Here is a 19,110-nt window from a genome sequence, read left to right on the forward strand (position 1 = left end):
GTTACAGTCGAAACCAATAAATATATTTGATTTGTTAAATTTGCAATCAAAAAACAAAACAAATGCTAAAGTTCTTTTCAATTCTAATACTTTTATCAACAACACTATTTATAAGCAGTTGTTCCTCTACCTCTCAAAAAATTGAAGCTTTAAAACCCGAACCAGACGATGCAGTCCCTTTGACTTACACCAACACTCCATCATATATTAATCTTCCTGTCAGTATCAAACTCAAGGATATTGAAAACCAAACCAACACTCTATTGAATGGTTTGATTTATGAAGACAATAAAATTGAAGATGATAATATAGAAATGAAAGTGTGGAAACAAGCTCCAATCACTATTACAAATGATCACGGAAAAGAAGGAGAAAAAATAAAAACTGTTTTACCCCTAAAAGTTTGGGTAAAATACAGAATAGGGACAAAAACATTGGGAGTTGATTTATACAAAACCCAGGAGTTCAATCTTAACGGCGTTGTCACTTTACTGAGCAGCATTAGCCTGAATAATTGGAGATTAAGTTCGAAAACAACTTTAAAATCATTGGATTGGGTAGAAAGTCCAACAATGACTGTTTTTGGAAAAAACGTGCCCGTAACTTATCTTATCAATCCTGCAGTAAGCCTTTTTAAATCAAAAATCGAGCAAAGTATTGATAACGCCATAGAAAACTCAATGGATTTCAAACCCAATGTGATGGATGCCATATCCAAAATATCTACTCCTTTTGAAATGAGTGAAACTTATCAAAGTTGGTTACGAATTGTCCCTTTAGAAGTATATTCTACCAATGCCAAACTCAAAAATGATTCTTTCCTACTCAATATGGGTATGAAATGCAATATGGAAACGCTGATCGGAAAAAGACCTGAATCAAAGTTTGATGCAAACAAAATTGTACTAAAAGCAGTTGATAAAATTCCGGAACAAATATCGGCAAATATTGCGGCAGTCTCAACATATCAAGAAGCTTCAAAATTAATGACAAGTAATTTTGTAGGACAAGAATTTGGATCTGGAAGCAAGAAAGTAAAAGTACAAAGCGTTGCTATTTGGCATAAAGACGGAAAAATGGTCATTGCATTAGACCTTTTAGGTTCTGTAAACGGAACGATCTACTTGAATGGAATTCCACAATATAATGAAACAACAAAAGAAATATATTTTGATAAACTAGATTATGTCTTGGACACCAAAAGTAAATTAATGCGTACTGCAAACTGGTTGGCTCAAGGTCTTATTTTAAAGAAAATCCAAGAAAGCTGTCGTTATTCTATTAAACAAAATCTTGACGATGCCAAACAAAGCATGATGACGTATTTGAAAAATTATTCTCCAATGCCTGGTGTTTTTGTAAACGGAAAAATGGAAGACATACAATTTCAAAAAATACAATTAACCAATCAAGCCATGATTGCTTTTATAAAAGTAAACGGAACTATAAATGTTTCTATCGACGGACTGAAATAAGAGTATTCAGTTTGCTTTGCAGTTTGCAGTTTGCAGTTTGCAGTTTGCAGTTTGCAGTTTGCAGTTTGCAGTAATAAAAAAGTCAGACAAAAAAAATATTTTTTGTCTGACTTTTTTATTACAAATGAATTTTACAATTGACATTGATCTACTGTTTTTTCTTTTTCATTCGATAAATGTAATAACCAAGCGCGCCAACAAGTATATACGGAATCACCATCAGGTACACAATTCCGTCATTTATAGCTGCAGCTTTGGCTTTGTTTTCTTCTCCAGATAATGCGGCTCGGCACATAGCACATTGCGCATAGGATGAAAAACTAAAAAACAACGAACATAGAATATAGAAATACACCTTAACCCTGCTTCTTCTTTTTTCTATTGTCTTTATTCTATTTTCTGTACTAAACATAATAAGGCGAAATCATTAAATATACAATTACTCCCGTTACAGCAACATACAACCAAATTGGAAAAGTGATTTTTGCAATTTTTTTATGCTTGTCAAACTTAGTGGCCAAAGCACGAACATATGTAATCAAAACAAGAGGTATAACCACAATCGACAAAACTATGTGAGTTGCAAGAATAAAGAAATACACATATTTCAAAATTCCTTCGCCACCATATTTAGTAGATTCGGCAGTCATATGATACGCTACATACATTACCAAAAAAGCAATAGAACAACCAATAGCCGTTTTCATTAATAACTCATGACGTTTTCTATTTCCGTTTTTAATGGCAAGTACAGCAGCAACTAACAAAACGGCCGTAATTCCATTTACTGTAGCATAAATAGGAGGTAAAAATGTTAAAGGAGTTACATCAACCCCAAAGTCTTTCAACTTCACTTTAAAAAGAATGGCCACAGCAATAGGGATTACAAGTGACAGCACAACAATCCATTTATTATATTTATTTTCTATAGTATTATTTTCCATTCTTTTTATATATCTATTTTTTATATTCAGCTTTCTACTTACCTATTCCTTCAACAAAGCTTGAATATCTTGTTGAATGTCTCTAACTCCTTTTTTATCCAATCCATCATAATACAATATTGGATTTCCAAAATCATCTTTTCGACATCTAATGTTTCCGTTCTTATCAATCAAGGCAAAAAGTCCGGAATGTTCAAAACCGCCTTTTACTTTACTATTTTCACCTACATATATATTAAAACCTTTGTTGGATAAATCATAAATATAATCCTTATCACCAGTTAAGAAATTCCAATTGGAAGATTTGACTCCTAATATTTTTGCATGCTCTTTTAAGACAGAAGGAGTATCGTGTGCAGGATCAATAGTTATTGAAGCAATTCCAAAATTCGGATTACCAAAAAAGGTGTTCTGAATGGTAACCATATTTGCATTCATTTTAGGGCAAATGGAAGGACATGTTGCAAAGAAAAACTCTAGGACATACACTTTTCCTTTATAAAAATCATTAGAAATTTTTACATTATCTTGATTTATCAACTCAAATTTTGGAGCAGAACCTATTTTAACTAATTTATCATTCTTTTCATTTGAGCCTCTCACTTTATCCAAACGATCTCCTTGCACCACACTATTGTTTTGCAATTTGTCTATAATTTTAGGTACTGCATAAATTCCAAAAACCAGAATAACAAAAGAAATTCCTATATATGATTTATTTTTGAACATAATTTATAATTGTTTTGTTGCGTTATGATTCTTTTTTAAGGCAGCGCGGTATTCGTATAAAATGACCTTAAAATCATCTAGCATTTCATTACTCAATTCTGCTGGATGAAAAGTACTATATCCTTCTTTATATCCTTTTTTTTCTTTCCTGCCCCTAAGATTTCTCTCTTTGTCGACAATATAAACATTGGGAGTACCTAAATCAGAATCCAAAGTCCCTTTAAGCTTTAATTGACTATAAAAACTTTTAATTTCTTCAGGAGTAGCAAAAACAAAATGCCACTGACTCACATCTGTAAAAGCACCTAAAGCATCACTTACAGACTTCACATCCTTTTCTGTTCCCAAAGGAGCGACCACTACAAATTGCAAATCTTTGAATTCATGGTACCTTTGATATATTTTTTCGTTTAAATTAAAGTAATTCCCCCTGTTTTTTAGAATTTCGGTACCCGAGAAACCAAGAATGGTGATTTTATTATTTAAACTCACTGTTTCTCCATTTAAAGACCCCCAATTCCCTATGTCAGAAATTTTTGGAGTAATAACAGGTAATTTTGTAAAACTATTTATACCTGAAGCAAAGAAAAGATAAGCAACAATTGGCAAAATAAAAAGAACAAACAGAACAATATTTTTTTTCATTATAGAATCTTAAAGATTTAAAGTGCAAAAATAAAAAAAGGTACGCAATGCGTACCTTTTTTTTGAATTAATATCATGTTAAAAATTCCATTTAATGGTAGAATTTTTAAAAACCTCAAAAACATAATCTCCTTCTGTTAAGAGAATAAAAAGCAAATAACAAACTAAAAAAATTAAAGGAAAAACTACTGCATTTCTCAATGTCTTTTTTTCTCCTTCCATGTGCATAAATGCCCATACGATATAATATGCTTTAACAAGTGTTAATATAATAAACAACCAGTTTAATAAACTCACACCAATAAATGTGTGCAGGTATAAAGCGTCTGGTCTAACAATACCAAAACCAACTTCGACTGTTGTAATTAAAGATAATAGACCAAAAACAGTCCAAATTCTTTTTTCATGTGATACATGTTCGTGTGACATAATGATAAATCTAAAATTAAACTAAATAGAAGAATGTAAAAACAAATACCCAAACTAAATCGACAAAGTGCCAGTATAATCCAACTTTTTCGACCATTTCATAACTTTTTCTTTTTTCGTAAGTTCCTAAAAGAACATTAAAAAATATAATGATATTAATTATAATACCAGAAAAAACGTGAAATCCATGGAAACCTGTTATAAAGAAAAAGAAATCGGCAAAAAGCTTACTTCCATATTCATTATGAGTTAGGTTTGCTCCTTCTATAACTAAACTAGCCTGATTCAATCTCAATTGAGATTCTTCTCTAGAGAGAATAGTTTTCTTTTTATCTTTATTTATAGTTTCAATACGAACCAAAACATCAGGATGACTTTTGAAACCAGCTTGAACTTCGGCTACCGTATAAGATGGAATAGCCGGCTCACTCATGAACCATCTTCCTTGACTTCTGGTCAATTGCTCTCTTTCGACTGGCAATTTTGCAGCAAAATCAGCCAAAGCGACACGATGCCCTTCTTTATCAACAAACTGAAGCAAACTACCTCCGGTTGTCTCAACAGCACCATATTCTCCTTTTATAAAGTTTTTCCATTCCCAAGCTTGAGAACCAACGAAAATTAAACCACCAATGATTGTTAGAAACATATAAAGGGCTACTTTATCCTTTTTCATTTGATGACCAGCATCAACAGCCAAAACCATTGTTACAGATGAGAAAATCAAAATAAAAGTCATCAATGCCACATAATACATTGGAGCCGAAACACCATGTAAAAACGGAAAGTGTGTAAACACCTCATCGGCTAATGGCCATGTTTCAATAAATTTAAATCTAGAAAAACCGTAAGCTGCTAAAAATCCAGAGAACGTTAAGGCATCTGATACGATAAAAAACCACATCATTAATTTACCATAACTTGCTCCCATTGGCTCATTGCCGCCTCCCCAAGTTTTTTCTTCACTATTTGCAGTAGTAACTGTCGCTTCCATAAAAGTTATTCGTTAAAAAGTTCCCAAATTTACGTTTTTTTCTTATTTAAAGAAATATAAAAATAAAAATAAATAAACCCACAAGAAATCAAGAAAGTGCCAGTACATCGCACCTAGTTCTATTCCAAGAGTTTGTGTTGAATTATATTTTTGTTTAAAATGATTATAAATAATAATCAATAGTGAAATCATACCACCCGCAAGGTGAATTAAGTGCACTACCACCACTATATATAAGAATGTTGTTGTAATCGAACTGGCGCTTCCGGTAAAATAATACCCATCAGCGACTATTTGTCCAAAACCAACAAATTGAAGCACCACAAATGAAATTCCGAGCGCTAATGTAGCTAAAAGAAATGAAGTAGTTCTACTTTGGTTTCCTTTTTGAATTGCTTTTTTCGCCAAATGAAATGTAATACTACATCCCAAAATAGCAATTGTACTAAAATAAAAAGCGGATGGGAGTTGAAAATCTTTCAACCAATCTGCTCTTGATTGACTTACTACATAAGCACTGGTGAGCCCAGCAAACATCATAGTCATGCTCACCATAGCAAACAACAAAATCAACTTATAGGATCTTGCGGTTCTTGATTTATATTCTTCGGTTGTCATTGTCATTTCCATAATTATCTTAAAAATTTATCAATTATATAAACTAATTGTAAGAGTGTAATATAAGAAACACTTACAAGCATTAATGTTCTTGCTGCTTTAGCAGTTTTTATTTTATACAATCGCACGGCATAAAACAGCATCCAAATTCCTAGCAAAAAAACTAAAACTGCCGCTATCGGTGTAATAAACAAGCGTCCTGTATAACCTAGAGCTGGCAAAAGTGAAGCAATTATCAACCAAACTGTGTACAATATAATTTGCAAAGCTGTACCATTATCTTTTTTCCCGGTCGGTAGCATAAAAAAACCTGCTTTTTCATAATCTTCGTACAAGAACCAACCGATTGCCCAAAAATGAGGAAATTGCCAAAAAAACTGAATCAAGAACAAAGTTCCGGCTTCAATACCAAACTCACCAGTGGCTGCGACCCATCCTAACATAAAAGGAATTGCACCCGGAAAAGCGCCTACAAAAACAGATAAAGAAGTCACCGTTTTGAGCGGTGTATAAATACTAGTATATAAAAAAATGGAAATAGCCCCAAACATCGCTGTTTTTGGATTTATTGTATAAAGCAAAACCAAGCCTGTAATAGTAAGCAAACTGGCAACTGTTAGAGCCAAGTTTGGCGACATTCTTCCTGACGGTACTGGGCGATTTTTGGTTCGATCCATCAAAGCATCCAAATCTTTTTCAATCACTTGATTGTATGCATTGGAAGCACCTACCATACAATATCCTCCTATTGCAAGCTTCAGTAAAACTATCCAACTAAAAGGATTAGCACCACCAAAACCAAGAACATACCCTGCAATTGAAGAAAAAACAACACTAATTGCCAAACCGGCTTTTGTAATTGCTTTAAAATCAACATAAATAGACTTGAACGAATAGGAATTATGTATTGTACTCAATGAAGATTATATTTTTATTTTTTGAAATCTGGTGCAAATATACAAATTAGATTCAAAAACAATCATCGAAATTAACGAATGGAAAATTAGTTATTTTTTTAATCCGTTTTTACTTAACATTTACAATGTTCCTAACTAACAACGTCAAAGAAATAAGTCTACTGAGACTTCTTCACTTCAAAAATAGCATTTACCAAACCATTTCTAGTTGCATCCAAACCAAGTTCCCAAAACATAATACCCCCTAATTTATTTTTTATCGCATAAGAAGTTTTGGCTTTAACAGAAGCAATATCATCACCTGTGGCAAACATTTTCTCCTTGACATTATACCAATATGGAGCATTTGCTTTTTCATCCCAAAAATATTTCCAGCCTTTTTCTTCAATCAACAAAGTATTAAAATCTTTAAAACTAAAACCTTCTATATGCACTCCAGGGTGATACAGTCCATTATTGACATTCTCAACATTTTTCCAAGTTCTAGTATAAAATGCGGCTCCAACAATCAGTTTATACGATGGAACTCCTAATTTTAATAAGTAGTCAACAGCTTTATCTGTAGATTCCTCATCCTTTTTAGTACTATAAAGTGGCGTATGATGACCTGTAGTTTTCGAATATCCGTTGACCAAATCATAACTCATAATATTTACATGATCAACAAGCGGCATAACCAATTTCCATTCAACAGATTCATCCAAATATTTTTGAAATCCACCAGCCGCAAAACTTAATTCATTCGTATTTCCCAATGTTGCTCTTAATACTTTGACTAATTCAGTAAATTTTTTTTTATCTACCGCTTGATGCAAATGACCCGGAAAACCCTCAATAACAGGATATTCCCAATCCAAATCTAACCCATCTGTTTTAAAATAATCATTGACTTCTTTTACTGACTTAGCAAAAACGTCTCTGCCTGAAGTTGTTGAAAAGACCTCCGAACAATTTTCACAACCGCCCCAACCGCCTAATGACAACATGATTTTAAGCTGAGGATATTTTGTCTTTAATGAAACTAAATATTTAATGGTTATGGAATCTTTAGCAGTATCAACATTTAATTTTCCGTCTTTGAGATGACAAAAGCTATAAATTATATGCGTTAATTTATCAATTTCAAAATCATTTATTTGCTTTTCATCACCCATGTAGTAGGCCAAAACTGAAAAATTTTTACTTTTTTGAGCTTGTAAAGTCAAGCAAGTGATTCCAAAAAAAAGAGAAATAAAAACCTTCTTCATTATATTCGAATTATATTATTACAAAGCAGATTGCAAGTATAAAAATCAAAAACTCGCAAACAATCACTTTTATATTGCAAATTAAGATTTCAAAAAATATATTTTAATAATCAAAATACCAATTAAACACATCCGATCTAAAACCAATCGAGAACCAGGTAGTTTGCTCTTTAAAATGCAATGCTGTATTGGTTGTAGGATCAAAATTTCGATATAAAAAATTACCGAAAAACTTAAAATTGGTTGCTGGATTTACCAAATAACCCACTTGTACTTCTGAGATAAAAACATTCGTTTTATTTCCCTGACCAACAAAAACACCCGTATTATAAGGTCTGTCTACATCATAATCCCTATATATATTTTGGCCATAATTGTATGTATTCGTTGGAGTATCATAGTCAAAACCACGGGTTCCAAAAGTAACTTTAGCATTGGTATAAAAACGATCTTTATGATAATACCCCAAAAGCACCAATTCTTCAAAATTTCCTCCCCATTGATGCCCCATACTTTGGTTGTTTTGACCATAATTGGTAATTGGTTCGCTATGAGAGTATACATAAGGACGCACATGATTAAACTCCGCCTGCAACAATAAATTATTTACATGAAAGGCATTGAAATACTTCACTCCCAATTGATATCCAAATTTATTTTTCCAACTATTATCTCCCGCAAAAACATCACTTGTCGAAAATTCATCAATCAATAATTGTCCATAAAGATTGACTTTATTATTCCATTTGTATTTATAAGTTAGACCCAAAAGAGCATTTCCACTTTTAGATGAAGAAGAAAACTCGACCGCTCTATAAAAAATTATAGGATTTATAAAATTAGGATCAAATCCACGACCATTGGTGTTTGCCCAAACCACCGACTCGAAAAAACCAAGGTTCAGTTTATTTGAAACATTCCAACTCAAATAATGATTTGCCATGTATTTTGAGGCATAGGTTTTATCAACAGTAACATCTGGACGAACATCCTTGAGAAACATATAGTTTACTGTATATTTTATTTTCCAAAAATTGACATCAATCTTAAAATAAGGATATGGACTGGCACCATCACCTTCCAACAAAGAACGATAGCCATCTCCAATAAAATTTTTCCCATAGCCTAGTTGCAAATCAAGAAATCTGCTTGCATTATACGTAATATTTGCATCGGCCATAGGAAAATCAAATGCATCCGAATTATATGGTTTTGCTATTCCCATTCCTGGCACAATGGCAGGATTTCCGCCCGAAGGTTTTATAGAAATAGCATACTGATTGTAATATTCGGCAAAACGACCCTGACTTTCGTAAAAAGTGGTTGTGAAATTAAGGTTTTTGCCTAATCCTCCTTTAAAATTTAATGCCCTTGTATTTACAAAAGTATAGGAAGATTTACTGGGATTAGAGATTCCGGCCTGTACATCAAATAGGAAATTTAGGGCAAACCAATATCCTTCCCCTTGAATTTCTGCTAAGTTTTCATTCCATAATTTTCTACCCCACCAACCCGAAGTTTTCTTCATAAGGCTGGCATTAACTTTATTGAAATTATAATACTTATCGACCTCAGCATAAGTGTAAGGTTTTGATGCGGTATGACTATTACTGCCGACCTGATTCATTGCCCCGTCAAATTGAGCGTAATAACTGTGAGAAAAAGGAATGTTTAAATGGCTTTCAAATTGCGGATTGTCAAATCTTTTATAAACAATACTATCCAACTCTGTCAAACCTTCATTTATGTTTATATTTTCGTTTTTGGCCAATGCGGCGGCGGCAATCTCTTCCGGAGTCAACAAAGGAATTGCAATACTGATGTTGAATTTTGAATACGTTGGTTTTCCGTCATACGTCGGCGGCCCAATTTTTGGAAAATCACCAAAGACCCTTTTGGTCTCAACAATTAATTCTTCGTTGTTTGAATTAACATACAAAATCTTAAAAGCACCATTTGCATCCACTTCAAACAGTACTTTGACCGTTCCCTCGTATTTATTTTGTTTTAAAACTTCAGGAACTTTAAAGTTTAAATAAACCAACTTTTGAACTTCGTTATAAAAACAACTTTCTAATTCTTTAGCGTGCAAATTTTCGCAATGGGAAAAAACGGGGAAACGTTCATCCGAAAAACCAGATTGTTTTGAATTTGTGTTTTGAGCATTTATAAAAAATGTACTTAGGAAAAATAAAAAAAATAAAGATTTGATATTCATTATACTTTTGATAAATCAATTAATATTGTGAGTCCGATTTTTGCCCATTGGCAATGGCTTTTGCTCCCGAAGTACCGATCCGTTTTACACCGAGTTGAATCATTTGCAAAGCTTCTTCGTAAGTTCTTACTCCACCTGCTGCCTTAACTGGAAGAGGGCCGGCATTTTCAAGCATAATAGTTATAGTAGGAACAGTTGCGCCGTTTGGCAAATCAGCTTGTGTTTTATAAAATCCGGTTGACGATTTTACAAAAACAGATTGAAATAAATTATCTGCAAAATTTTCTACAACTACGTTCTTAATCAAAGTTGTTAATTGAGCTATTTGATTAGCATTGAGCGCAGCAACTTCGATAATCCATTTTACAACTTTACCATTGTCCAAGCCCAATTGGGTGCCGCTTAGAATTTCTTCCTGTACCAATACAATATTTCCGTTTTTAAAAGCTTCATAATTACAAACAAAATCCAATTCGTCAGCTCCGTTTTGAATACATTGCACAGCTTCGTCTAATTTTGCACTTATTGAAGAGTTACCGCCAGGAAAATCAATCACGGTTCCAATTTTAACGTTTGAATTGGCTTCGACTATCATTTTCTTGGCCAAAGCCACTCTGTTTGGACGAATCATTATGAGTTTAAATTCTTCATCAATCGCTTCCTGAATAAAACCCTTTGCAATTATTTCGCTTTCATTTTCAGTCAAACCGGCTTCTTCCGAAGTTTTTAAATAGGTAGAATCTAAATATTTTTTTATGTCCATCTTTTACAATTATAAAATTTATAAAACAAAAAACAAAAATACATCATTAGTCTGAGATTGATCGAAAGTTTTCCTTTTTAAACAACAAATCCCACCGAAGTGGGATTTAGTTTTTTAGGACTGAATTAAACAAATTCAATTTATCGCAAATTACTACCGTAAAAAAGGCTAAAGTTGCTCCTGTAAGATTCGCGAGAACATCAAGAACATCACCATGTCTAGTCGTAGTAACTATTTCCTGAAGAAATTCTATACAAATTCCAAAAACAAAGGAAAAAAGAAAAGAATAAACCAAAGGCTTTATAGTATTATTACACTGCAATTGTTTTTTAAAAAATAAAAACCAAATAAAAGTAAACACAAAATGAAAAAAAGTGTGAACGTATTTATCCAGATTTGCTATTTGAATAGCTGGAATATCTTTTGAATCGACTAAACAAAAATAAAGTATAATCCCAGTCCAAAACAAAGCAATAAAAAACACTATATATTTAGGCACCAATAAGCTCTTTGTAAGCTTCGCTAGAAAGTAATTGTTCTACTTCTGCTAGATTTGAAACTTTTATTTTAATCATCCATCCAGCTCCGTAAGGATCTGAATTTACACTTTCAGGACTACTTTCCAAAGCGTCATTAAAAGCAATAATTTCACCCGATAACGGAAGAAATAAATCAGAAACTGTTTTTACAGCTTCAACAGTACCGAAGACCTCATCTTTTTCCAATGTTTGATCCAATGTTTCTACTTCAACATATACGATATCTCCTAATTCTTTTTGCGCAAAATGAGTGATTCCTACAGTTGCAACATTACCTTCAAGACTTACCCATTCGTGATCTTTTGTATACTTTAAATTTGCTGGTATGCTCATAAAATTATAATTGATAATTAATAATTAATTTTTTTACAAATGTAGCAATCTTATAATCAAATATTGTTTAGATTTTTAAAATTAATTTCCAAAAGTATAGCGCAATGTAAATCCGGAACTGATATTTGTAAGCGGGAAAGAAGTAGAAATTACCGGCTTAGAAAAGGAATGATTGTAATAAAATATGATGGTTAGATTTTTACTCAATGCATAATCTGCAGTTGCATTCAATGTCCAAATGTTTTGCCCCCCTGCCAGTTGATTATTATTGTAATCCAAATATCTTACTATCGTCTGATTGTCTCTTAAAGTCAAATCTGCTTTTATATTGATGTCACTTTTTATAATTCCTGTTGGATTATCGGCCAATCTTGAAGAAAAAGTCACATCTTTTATACGATATCCTAACCCAACTACATATTCAATCCCATGTACTTCGGTCAATAAATTATTGTCAAAACTCATTGACAATGCTCTGTCTTTATTGATTTGTGTTAATAATTTAAAGGAATTTTTTAATTCAAAATCAATTCTCAACAAAGGATTAAACTGTTCTACCAAAGTGACATTTGACATGATTGTCTGGTTATAATAGTTTCCGCTATCATCTTTCCCATTAGGATTTTCAGTATAGTTAAAATTAGATCTAAAAGAATTTACCGTGTAGGACGCACGATAATTTTGTTGCAGTGAAAACCTTTTGAAAGTCTTCTTGAAAAAAGCATAGCGCATTAAACCATTGTATTTAATAGCCCAGTTTGGAATTGGAAAACTTCTAAATATTCCTAATGAAACGCCACTGGCACTAGTTCCCGAATATGCAGCCAAAAATGAAGGCAACAAAACTGCCTGATCTGAACTGCCATATCCTAACGGAAATCCATCTGGTCCAATATTACCAGGATTATTCAAATCAATCCCTCTTTGAACGGCCAATCTATTTGCGACTGTTAATCTATTATTTCTAAACGCATCAAAAGCAGAAGAGTAATTCTCATTACTGGTTGAAAAAGAAGTTTTTATTAAAACTGTTGATATCGAAAAAATACCAAAACTGTACGGAGATCTCGGATTATACTGCCCGTTGGTGACGTCATATTGCTCTGAAAAGTTCTCAGAATAGGCACGATCTGCCAAGAAATCAATTTTCAAATCTGGAGTCAACTCGACATTGGCAGATCCTTTGAATATTTGATTATTGACTTTGGTATAATTTTGGTTGAATTCTCCATAATCGGTCAACCAACCATTTTTGGCGGCTTCATACCTTACATCACTTTGACTACCAAACACAAATCCTAATGTAGGTTTGCTTGAGCCAAAAAAACCAACACTTGGAAGATATCCCGGAAGAACCGTACCATTGTTTTCGGTATAAGTAAGATTTACGCTTTTAAGACTCGTTAACACACCATAGACACTTTCGAGAAAAAGACTTCTATTGATGTTTTTCAGCACATCTGTTTTAACTACTTTTTCACCAGGTTTAGGCGCGACAACTTTTGCAGGAGCAGTATTATTAGAGGATTTGGAAATTCCTATGTATTTATAAAAGGTCTCCATATTGAATGTCCCAGTCAAATTAATCGAATTGGCATTTTGAACTGTGTTTCCTAAATTATAATTGGTTCCGCCAATTTCAATATTAGTAAATGCTGTGGAAGAACTTTGCCAACTATAGTCACCTGTATAGGAGAAATTAGCCTTTACAAAGCCCAATACTGGAATTTTGTATAAAGGAATATCATAGTTTAAAATAAACTGCTGGGTATGATTATTGGGTGTTCCAACATCCAAGTAGCTATTCCAAATTGTAAAATCCGGCATTGGTTCGTCATCTGCATTCAAATAATTTTTAACAACATTTCTTGAAGAAGCCGTATAATTGATTTTTAACGATTTTGTTAAGTTATAATTGAATCCATATTGATAATTGAATCCGAAATTTCTTCTGTACAGTGGATCAAAACCAATTCCAATATCTTCGACTTGCCTGAATTGCTGCAAATTGCTTTGGCGTACAATATTGGTATTAAAAGTAATGCTGGAAGGCAGATAATTAAAATTAAGGTCGCTTAAAAACTTCCAATAACTACTTTTTTTCATGAATTTGGTTTTCTGAAAAGGCACTATTTCTTTTGGCTGAAAAGTAAAAGCATAATCAACTGCTGTTCTTGATTGCTGGTCTAAATATTCCTGCACTTCATAATCGTGGCGTTCTACTTCATTATAATATTGCGAAAAAGTAAAATTCTCAGGATCATACACTTTAGGCTTCTGTTCCGGATTTCTTTCTTTTCTGAGCCCGATAAGATTGATACTTGTTCTTTTGGTGTAATCTATCGAGGTCGACAAAACATTGTCTTTTTCTGCTTGAGTATCTGTATTTTCCAATACCTGCTTCAATTTTACATCCCCATAAAACGGGTCATATTCGGGCACAATAATCGCTTCTCCAATTGAATAATTGAAAGGCACATTGATTCCCCATTTTTTAGGCAATAGTTTCCCTAAATTGATGTTGGTTACTACATTATATTGTCTAATATCTTCCCTACTTCTTTCGTTTGGCCCTTGTTCTATGCCTCCAAAACCATAATTTTTCATACTTCCGGTAAATGAAACTGTCGCTAAATCTGCAAAATTTGTGTCTACATTTAGCAAAGCTGCCATACCTCCTTTATTATCCATATCAGCCAATCGAAGTTCGTCAAACCAAACTTCCCCTTTTATATCTTGATGAGGATCGTTACTTTTTACTCCAAGCATAATATTTCTGACCAATCCTAAATTTGGATTCCCCTTAATACCTATCCTTAGTTTGCTACTTCCATCTCCACCAGCAACATTTGGATCATCATCTGCATAATAAATTCCATCTACTGGCAATTTTGACTTGTCAATTTTCATGTATTGAACCTTTAATTGAGTCAATAAACTCAAAGGCAATGCCATTTCATTATCACTTGGCCAAACCAAATCTGCGCTCAAGGGCGCACAGATTGTTCCGGCTGACGGAGGTGGTAAAGTCACCTTCAAAGGAATCTCTATCTGATAAAAATCTTCCGAATAATCAGGTCCCAATCTCATAAATGCGATCATTTGATTGTCTTGTAAAGGAGACTCATTTGGTAAAGATTCCGCATGCAAAAACATTTTTAAATTATTAAATTGTCGCATATCGACACTAAAATATTTAAAGGCGGCTCTTCCATCCAATGGTTCCAGTCCATTCCCAGATATTCGCATTGACAACGATTGCTCGTCCTGATTGATAACCGTATTATTATTATAAAGCTGCTCTCTTTCTACACCTGGAGGGCTTACATAATTGATCGGACAACGATTTGCATTTTCTTCAATATTTACCGCTGCTGTTTCAAAAATGGTCCCGTCATCTGCCTGATTTATATCATTTTGATCCAAGGACTGGGTATACACTCTCCATTCTCCTCTTATCAAATCCAACGCCCCAAAACGAAGTGTTACTTGTTCGGAAAATTTAGACATAAACATTCTCATGAAACGAATAGACCTAAAATCCGATATGTTACCAATCGTATTTTCAGGAAGTGAAACAGGTATTTTAAACTGAATCCATCTGGCTTCAGTTGTACTACCATTAGGCAGGCTGACTTGAGTATTTCTTACATCCGAAATATAATTTTCACCCACATTCATATTTGGCCTCATATCAATACTGTATTCATAGTAGGCATTAATTGTATTCATAGTATTATCCCTATTGATATCTTCTACATCTGGTACGGTTGTTGAACCTCTATTGGGCGAATTGATATTTACTGTTGAATTGCCTTCAACACCATTGTAATTTTTATAGCGTTCGACTATGTCCCCGGTTGTATTCAAATAATAGGTATAATCGTCTCCCGCGGGATCTGGTTCTGAAGCATAATTGGTATACACTGTTCCTTCACTGGTTGTCGGAAGACCGTCTAAACCAACGTCTTGATTGATACGGTTGCTTTCGTTATTATCGAATGCATAGATTAGGGATTGGGAAGCGGGTACTTTTCCCCAAATAGGAGATGGATTTACCATTACCTGATCGGGTCCTAATCCATTTTCATATAATTTTTGCCCATCTTTTAGAACATCTTCAGCTACTTCACCTAAATTAAAATAAACTTTCCCGGTATTATTATTTGGAATTTTCCCTTCTCCAACATAAGGGTCCATAACCCAAAACTGTATGTATTCGACATTGCTTTGTTCAAAATTTGTAGTACTCAAAGACCGTACAATTCCACCAAAATTGTCTTTTGGATTAGCACCCACATTCACACCATTATTATACGGCCCCCTTTCTAGAGGATAATAACTCAAATCCAAAGTATTAACAACAAGTGACTGCCCTTGAACCACATCTGTCAAAGGATATAACTCATCCATATAGACTCTTCGGGTTGTATTCAATGACAATTCATCATTGGTAATACCAGAAGGTTTTGAGGTATAAAAAATAGGATCGATTGAGTACCAGGAAAGTTTGGCTCTTTTAAAACCATAACTCAAGTCATTGTTATTACCATTAAAATCGTAATTGCTTTTAGTATTATTTAATGGTGTGGATGACAAACTCCAGGCATACGGAGAACGCAGATCTATGGAAGATTGTGAACTCTCGAAATCATCGACATAAATAGTCGATTCCCCTTGAAAATCATTCCCTTTTGGGGCATTTGGCTGTAAATAAGCAACCTCACCACTCACCGAAATTGAAGAAGGTGCATCAGTATCCATATTAGGTAATTTATTTACCAATCTCGTAAAGAAAGGAACTGGAGAAGAGTAATTCCCATTAAACCCAAAAATACTATTGTTTACTGTTTCTTGTCCGTAACTCGTTTTTTGCGTAAATGGTTTTTCTCTTAAATTTAAAAAAGTCCCGCCCACAACAAAATTTTCTGCAATTTGATGTTGCACATTTATCCCCATAAACCTTCTGGTTTGCTGACCAAAAGTAGAATTATTCTCTAATGAAATTTCGATCGGTGTATTTGAAGCTTGCAATGAAGGATCCAAAATTTGCACTCTCCCCAATTGATAATTGACACTATAATCGACACCTTCTACTAATACCCTTCCGGCTGCTGTAACCACTACTGATCCTTGAGGCACATTAAATGCTCCTATAGGAATTCCGTCTCCACCAACAGATTTAAACTTTCCGCGCAATAAAAACTTATTCAACTCTGGATTCTGAATTGCTCCCGCTTGTGTAGTATTGTACATGTTGGGATTGACGTACTTCTTTTGATTTGGATTATAGGTTGTGATGTCATTATAATCCTCCAGAGATCCTTGGTTTTTTAATTTTGAAAAAAGCAACTCACCAAATGGTTCTTTGGTTGTAAAAATCAATCTACCGTTTTGAGTATCTACCGTTAAACCGGGAACAAAATCAAAAAAACCATCACCTCCTGTTTGGGGATCATTGTTAAAATTCAACCGATCCAAGTTAAGCACTTTTAGCAAAGTCGTGTTCTCAACCGTATTTTCAGGTGTAGGATTGGCTGGAAATGGACTTCCGGGAACAGGAGTAATGTAATTTAATGCTGATGGATTTTTATAAAGTATATTAAATCTAAAGTCATCTTGAATCAATTGATAAGCCCCCGGAATTTGATAAATATTTTTCATCATCAAATTCCAAACCGGATTATTGACATTTGTTAAACTACTTTTTAACATTTTTAAAATCAACGTTTGTGACACTATAGTTTGATTGGAAGGATCTGTACCGGTAACGATTGTTGGATCAACTCCATCATTACCAAATTCACCCACTTGATAGACTTTATCTCCAATAGAATATTGATAGGCAACTGCAAGAATTTCGTCATTCCCCAATTTCTGTTGCAACGAAATATACCCTAATTGCGCATTAAAAGTATATTCATTGGGCAATAATTTTCTAGCATTTTCTAATTTTGAATAATCTTGTCCTTCCGTAATTGTAACTGGAAATCCAGTAGCATTGAGATTAAATCCATTACTTGCAGTCACTATTTGTCGAATATCCGGATTAAGTAAGCCCGTCCCTGTAGCACTTGCAGTAATCAAAGCAGGATTATAAAGGTTATTTGTATTGTCAGATGGCGAATCTGAAGGACTAGAAAACATTCCAGTCGATGGATCCAAAACCACAACATCCTTGTTTGGCTTACCTGTAATTTGGGATTCACCTAAATCCTGAAGGGCGATTATATTTCTTAAATTATTACTTGTTGCATTTACCCGGTTTTGTTTGTTGGTAACCCAAACTTCAATTCTAGATATTTGAACCCTACTATCAATAAAAGGATAATTCTTCATTGAAGCATCGTATTTATCTCTAAAGTATTGAGATAAAAAATAGTGCCTGTCGCTATCATAATCCAGACCATACATTTCAAATTCCTGAATGGTTCCTCCTCCTTGCGCGACAACGCTTTTGGCTTGAGACTTTTGTTCTGAAAAGACTCCGGTAACTGTGGTCTTCCCAAATTGCAATTCGGTTTTTACGCCAAATAAGCTTTGTGCTCCTATTATCAAAGTACTGTTGAGAGGCATACTTACATTCCCAACTTCGATTTTTCGAACAATATCGTCGTCGGCAGGCGTATATTCTAATTTGAATAAATTTTGAAAAGCAAAAGTAGATTGTGTATCAAAATTGGCAGTAACCTGAAGTCGGGTACCTACTTTACCCATCAAACTCATGCTGATTCTCTGATTAAAATCAAAAGAAAGGTTAGACCTGTTTCGAGGTGAGAAGGCAGGATTGTCTTGTTTGGTATACAGCAAACCCAAATCAATTTCTACCGAACCTGTGGGCTTAACATCTATTGTATTGCTTCCAAAAACAGATTCAAAGAGTCCTGATTTTATATAATATCTTGGCAATAAATCTTTTTTGGCTGCTTCACTCCCTGCTTTTGTTCCATCAATGGCATCAACTTTTTTCTTAAAGTAATCGCTCATCGATTCTTTCAACATTAGATCTTCATATTGTGCTGGAGTCAAAACAATAGGATAATTGATATTAAAACCATCTACAGAATTAGTGTAAACATAAGTATCTGTAACGGGATCATAGGTGTAAGCAGAAAGTACGCTTTGAGGATTTGCAATTTGAATCTTTCCTACATCATACCCTTTTTTAATAGTATCTTGAGTAACTTGTTGCACCTGAGCCTGCGATACAAGACCGCAAAAAAATACCAGCAAAAAAATAAAAATTTTATGCATATCGA

15 protein-coding genes are annotated in these 19,110 nt (G+C 33.7%); 1 reads left to right on the forward strand and 14 read right to left on the reverse strand.

Going from position 1 to position 19,110, the window contains the following annotated elements:
• Positions 1–62 precede the first annotated feature (62 nt).
• Complete coding sequence (locus tag OLM57_RS01995) at positions 63–1,475, forward strand: DUF4403 family protein (protein WP_264565566.1); 1,413 nt, start codon at positions 63–65, stop codon at positions 1,473–1,475.
• Between the two features lie 148 nt (positions 1,476–1,623).
• Here OLM57_RS01995 and OLM57_RS02000 read toward each other — a convergent pair whose 3' ends face one another.
• The 14 genes from OLM57_RS02000 to sprA form a co-directional block, all read right to left on the reverse strand.
• The gene (locus OLM57_RS02000) at positions 1,624–1,887 is read right to left on the reverse strand and encodes a hypothetical protein (protein ID WP_264565567.1); all 264 of its coding nucleotides are present in this window, start codon (positions 1,885–1,887) and stop codon (positions 1,624–1,626) included.
• Positions 1,880–2,419, reverse strand: a complete 540-nt coding sequence (locus OLM57_RS02005) for a DUF420 domain-containing protein (RefSeq protein ID WP_264565568.1) — start codon at positions 2,417–2,419, stop codon at positions 1,880–1,882. Before OLM57_RS02005 ends, OLM57_RS02000 begins: the two co-directional genes overlap by 8 nt.
• Positions 2,420–2,461: 42 nt before the next feature.
• Positions 2,462–3,148, reverse strand: coding sequence for an SCO family protein (locus OLM57_RS02010; protein ID WP_264565569.1), 687 nt, complete (start codon positions 3,146–3,148; stop codon positions 2,462–2,464).
• A 3-nt stretch (positions 3,149–3,151) separates the two neighbouring features.
• Positions 3,152–3,793: a hypothetical protein gene (locus OLM57_RS02015; protein ID WP_264565570.1), complete on the reverse strand. Its 642-nt coding sequence runs from the start codon at positions 3,791–3,793 to the stop codon at positions 3,152–3,154.
• A 78-nt stretch (positions 3,794–3,871) separates the two neighbouring features.
• Positions 3,872–4,222: a cytochrome C oxidase subunit IV family protein gene (locus tag OLM57_RS02020; RefSeq protein ID WP_264565571.1), complete on the reverse strand. Its 351-nt coding sequence runs from the start codon at positions 4,220–4,222 to the stop codon at positions 3,872–3,874.
• A 16-nt stretch (positions 4,223–4,238) separates the two neighbouring features.
• Positions 4,239–5,216 carry a cytochrome c oxidase subunit 3 gene (locus tag OLM57_RS02025; protein ID WP_264565572.1) on the reverse strand — a complete coding sequence of 326 codons (978 nt, stop codon included), beginning with the start codon at positions 5,214–5,216 and terminating at the stop codon, positions 4,239–4,241.
• A gap of 42 nt (positions 5,217–5,258) precedes the next feature.
• Positions 5,259–5,846 carry a heme-copper oxidase subunit III gene (locus OLM57_RS02030; RefSeq protein WP_264565573.1) on the reverse strand — a complete coding sequence of 196 codons (588 nt, stop codon included), beginning with the start codon at positions 5,844–5,846 and terminating at the stop codon, positions 5,259–5,261.
• Positions 5,847–5,848: 2 nt separating this feature from the next.
• Positions 5,849–6,751 carry a heme o synthase gene (cyoE, locus tag OLM57_RS02035; protein ID WP_264565574.1) on the reverse strand — a complete coding sequence of 301 codons (903 nt, stop codon included), beginning with the start codon at positions 6,749–6,751 and terminating at the stop codon, positions 5,849–5,851.
• A 158-nt stretch (positions 6,752–6,909) separates the two neighbouring features.
• Positions 6,910–7,998, reverse strand: a complete 1,089-nt coding sequence (locus OLM57_RS02040; protein ID WP_264565575.1) for a glycoside hydrolase family 18 protein — start codon at positions 7,996–7,998, stop codon at positions 6,910–6,912.
• 103 nt (positions 7,999–8,101) lie between these two features.
• Positions 8,102–10,216, reverse strand: a complete 2,115-nt coding sequence (locus OLM57_RS02045; RefSeq protein ID WP_264565576.1) for a gliding motility protein RemB — start codon at positions 10,214–10,216, stop codon at positions 8,102–8,104.
• A 19-nt stretch (positions 10,217–10,235) separates the two neighbouring features.
• On the reverse strand, positions 10,236–10,979 hold the full coding sequence (gene deoC, locus OLM57_RS02050) for a deoxyribose-phosphate aldolase (RefSeq protein ID WP_264565577.1): 744 nt from the start codon (positions 10,977–10,979) through the stop codon (positions 10,236–10,238).
• Positions 10,980–11,085: 106 nt separating this feature from the next.
• A complete protein-coding gene (locus tag OLM57_RS02055) occupies positions 11,086–11,478 on the reverse strand; it encodes a VanZ family protein (protein WP_319800266.1) in 393 nt (130 codons plus the stop codon).
• Positions 11,471–11,851 (reverse strand): glycine cleavage system protein GcvH, encoded by a 381-nt coding sequence (gcvH, locus tag OLM57_RS02060; RefSeq protein WP_264565578.1) that lies wholly within the window; start codon positions 11,849–11,851, stop codon positions 11,471–11,473. The genes OLM57_RS02055 and gcvH overlap by 8 nt, the downstream gene beginning before the upstream one ends.
• An 81-nt stretch (positions 11,852–11,932) precedes the next feature.
• Positions 11,933–19,105: a cell surface protein SprA gene (gene sprA / locus OLM57_RS02065; RefSeq protein WP_264565579.1), complete on the reverse strand. Its 7,173-nt coding sequence runs from the start codon at positions 19,103–19,105 to the stop codon at positions 11,933–11,935.
• Positions 19,106–19,110: the final 5 nt, after the last annotated feature.

Source organism: Flavobacterium sp. N3904, from assembly GCF_025947305.1.
GTDB lineage: Bacteria > Bacteroidota > Bacteroidia > Flavobacteriales > Flavobacteriaceae > Flavobacterium.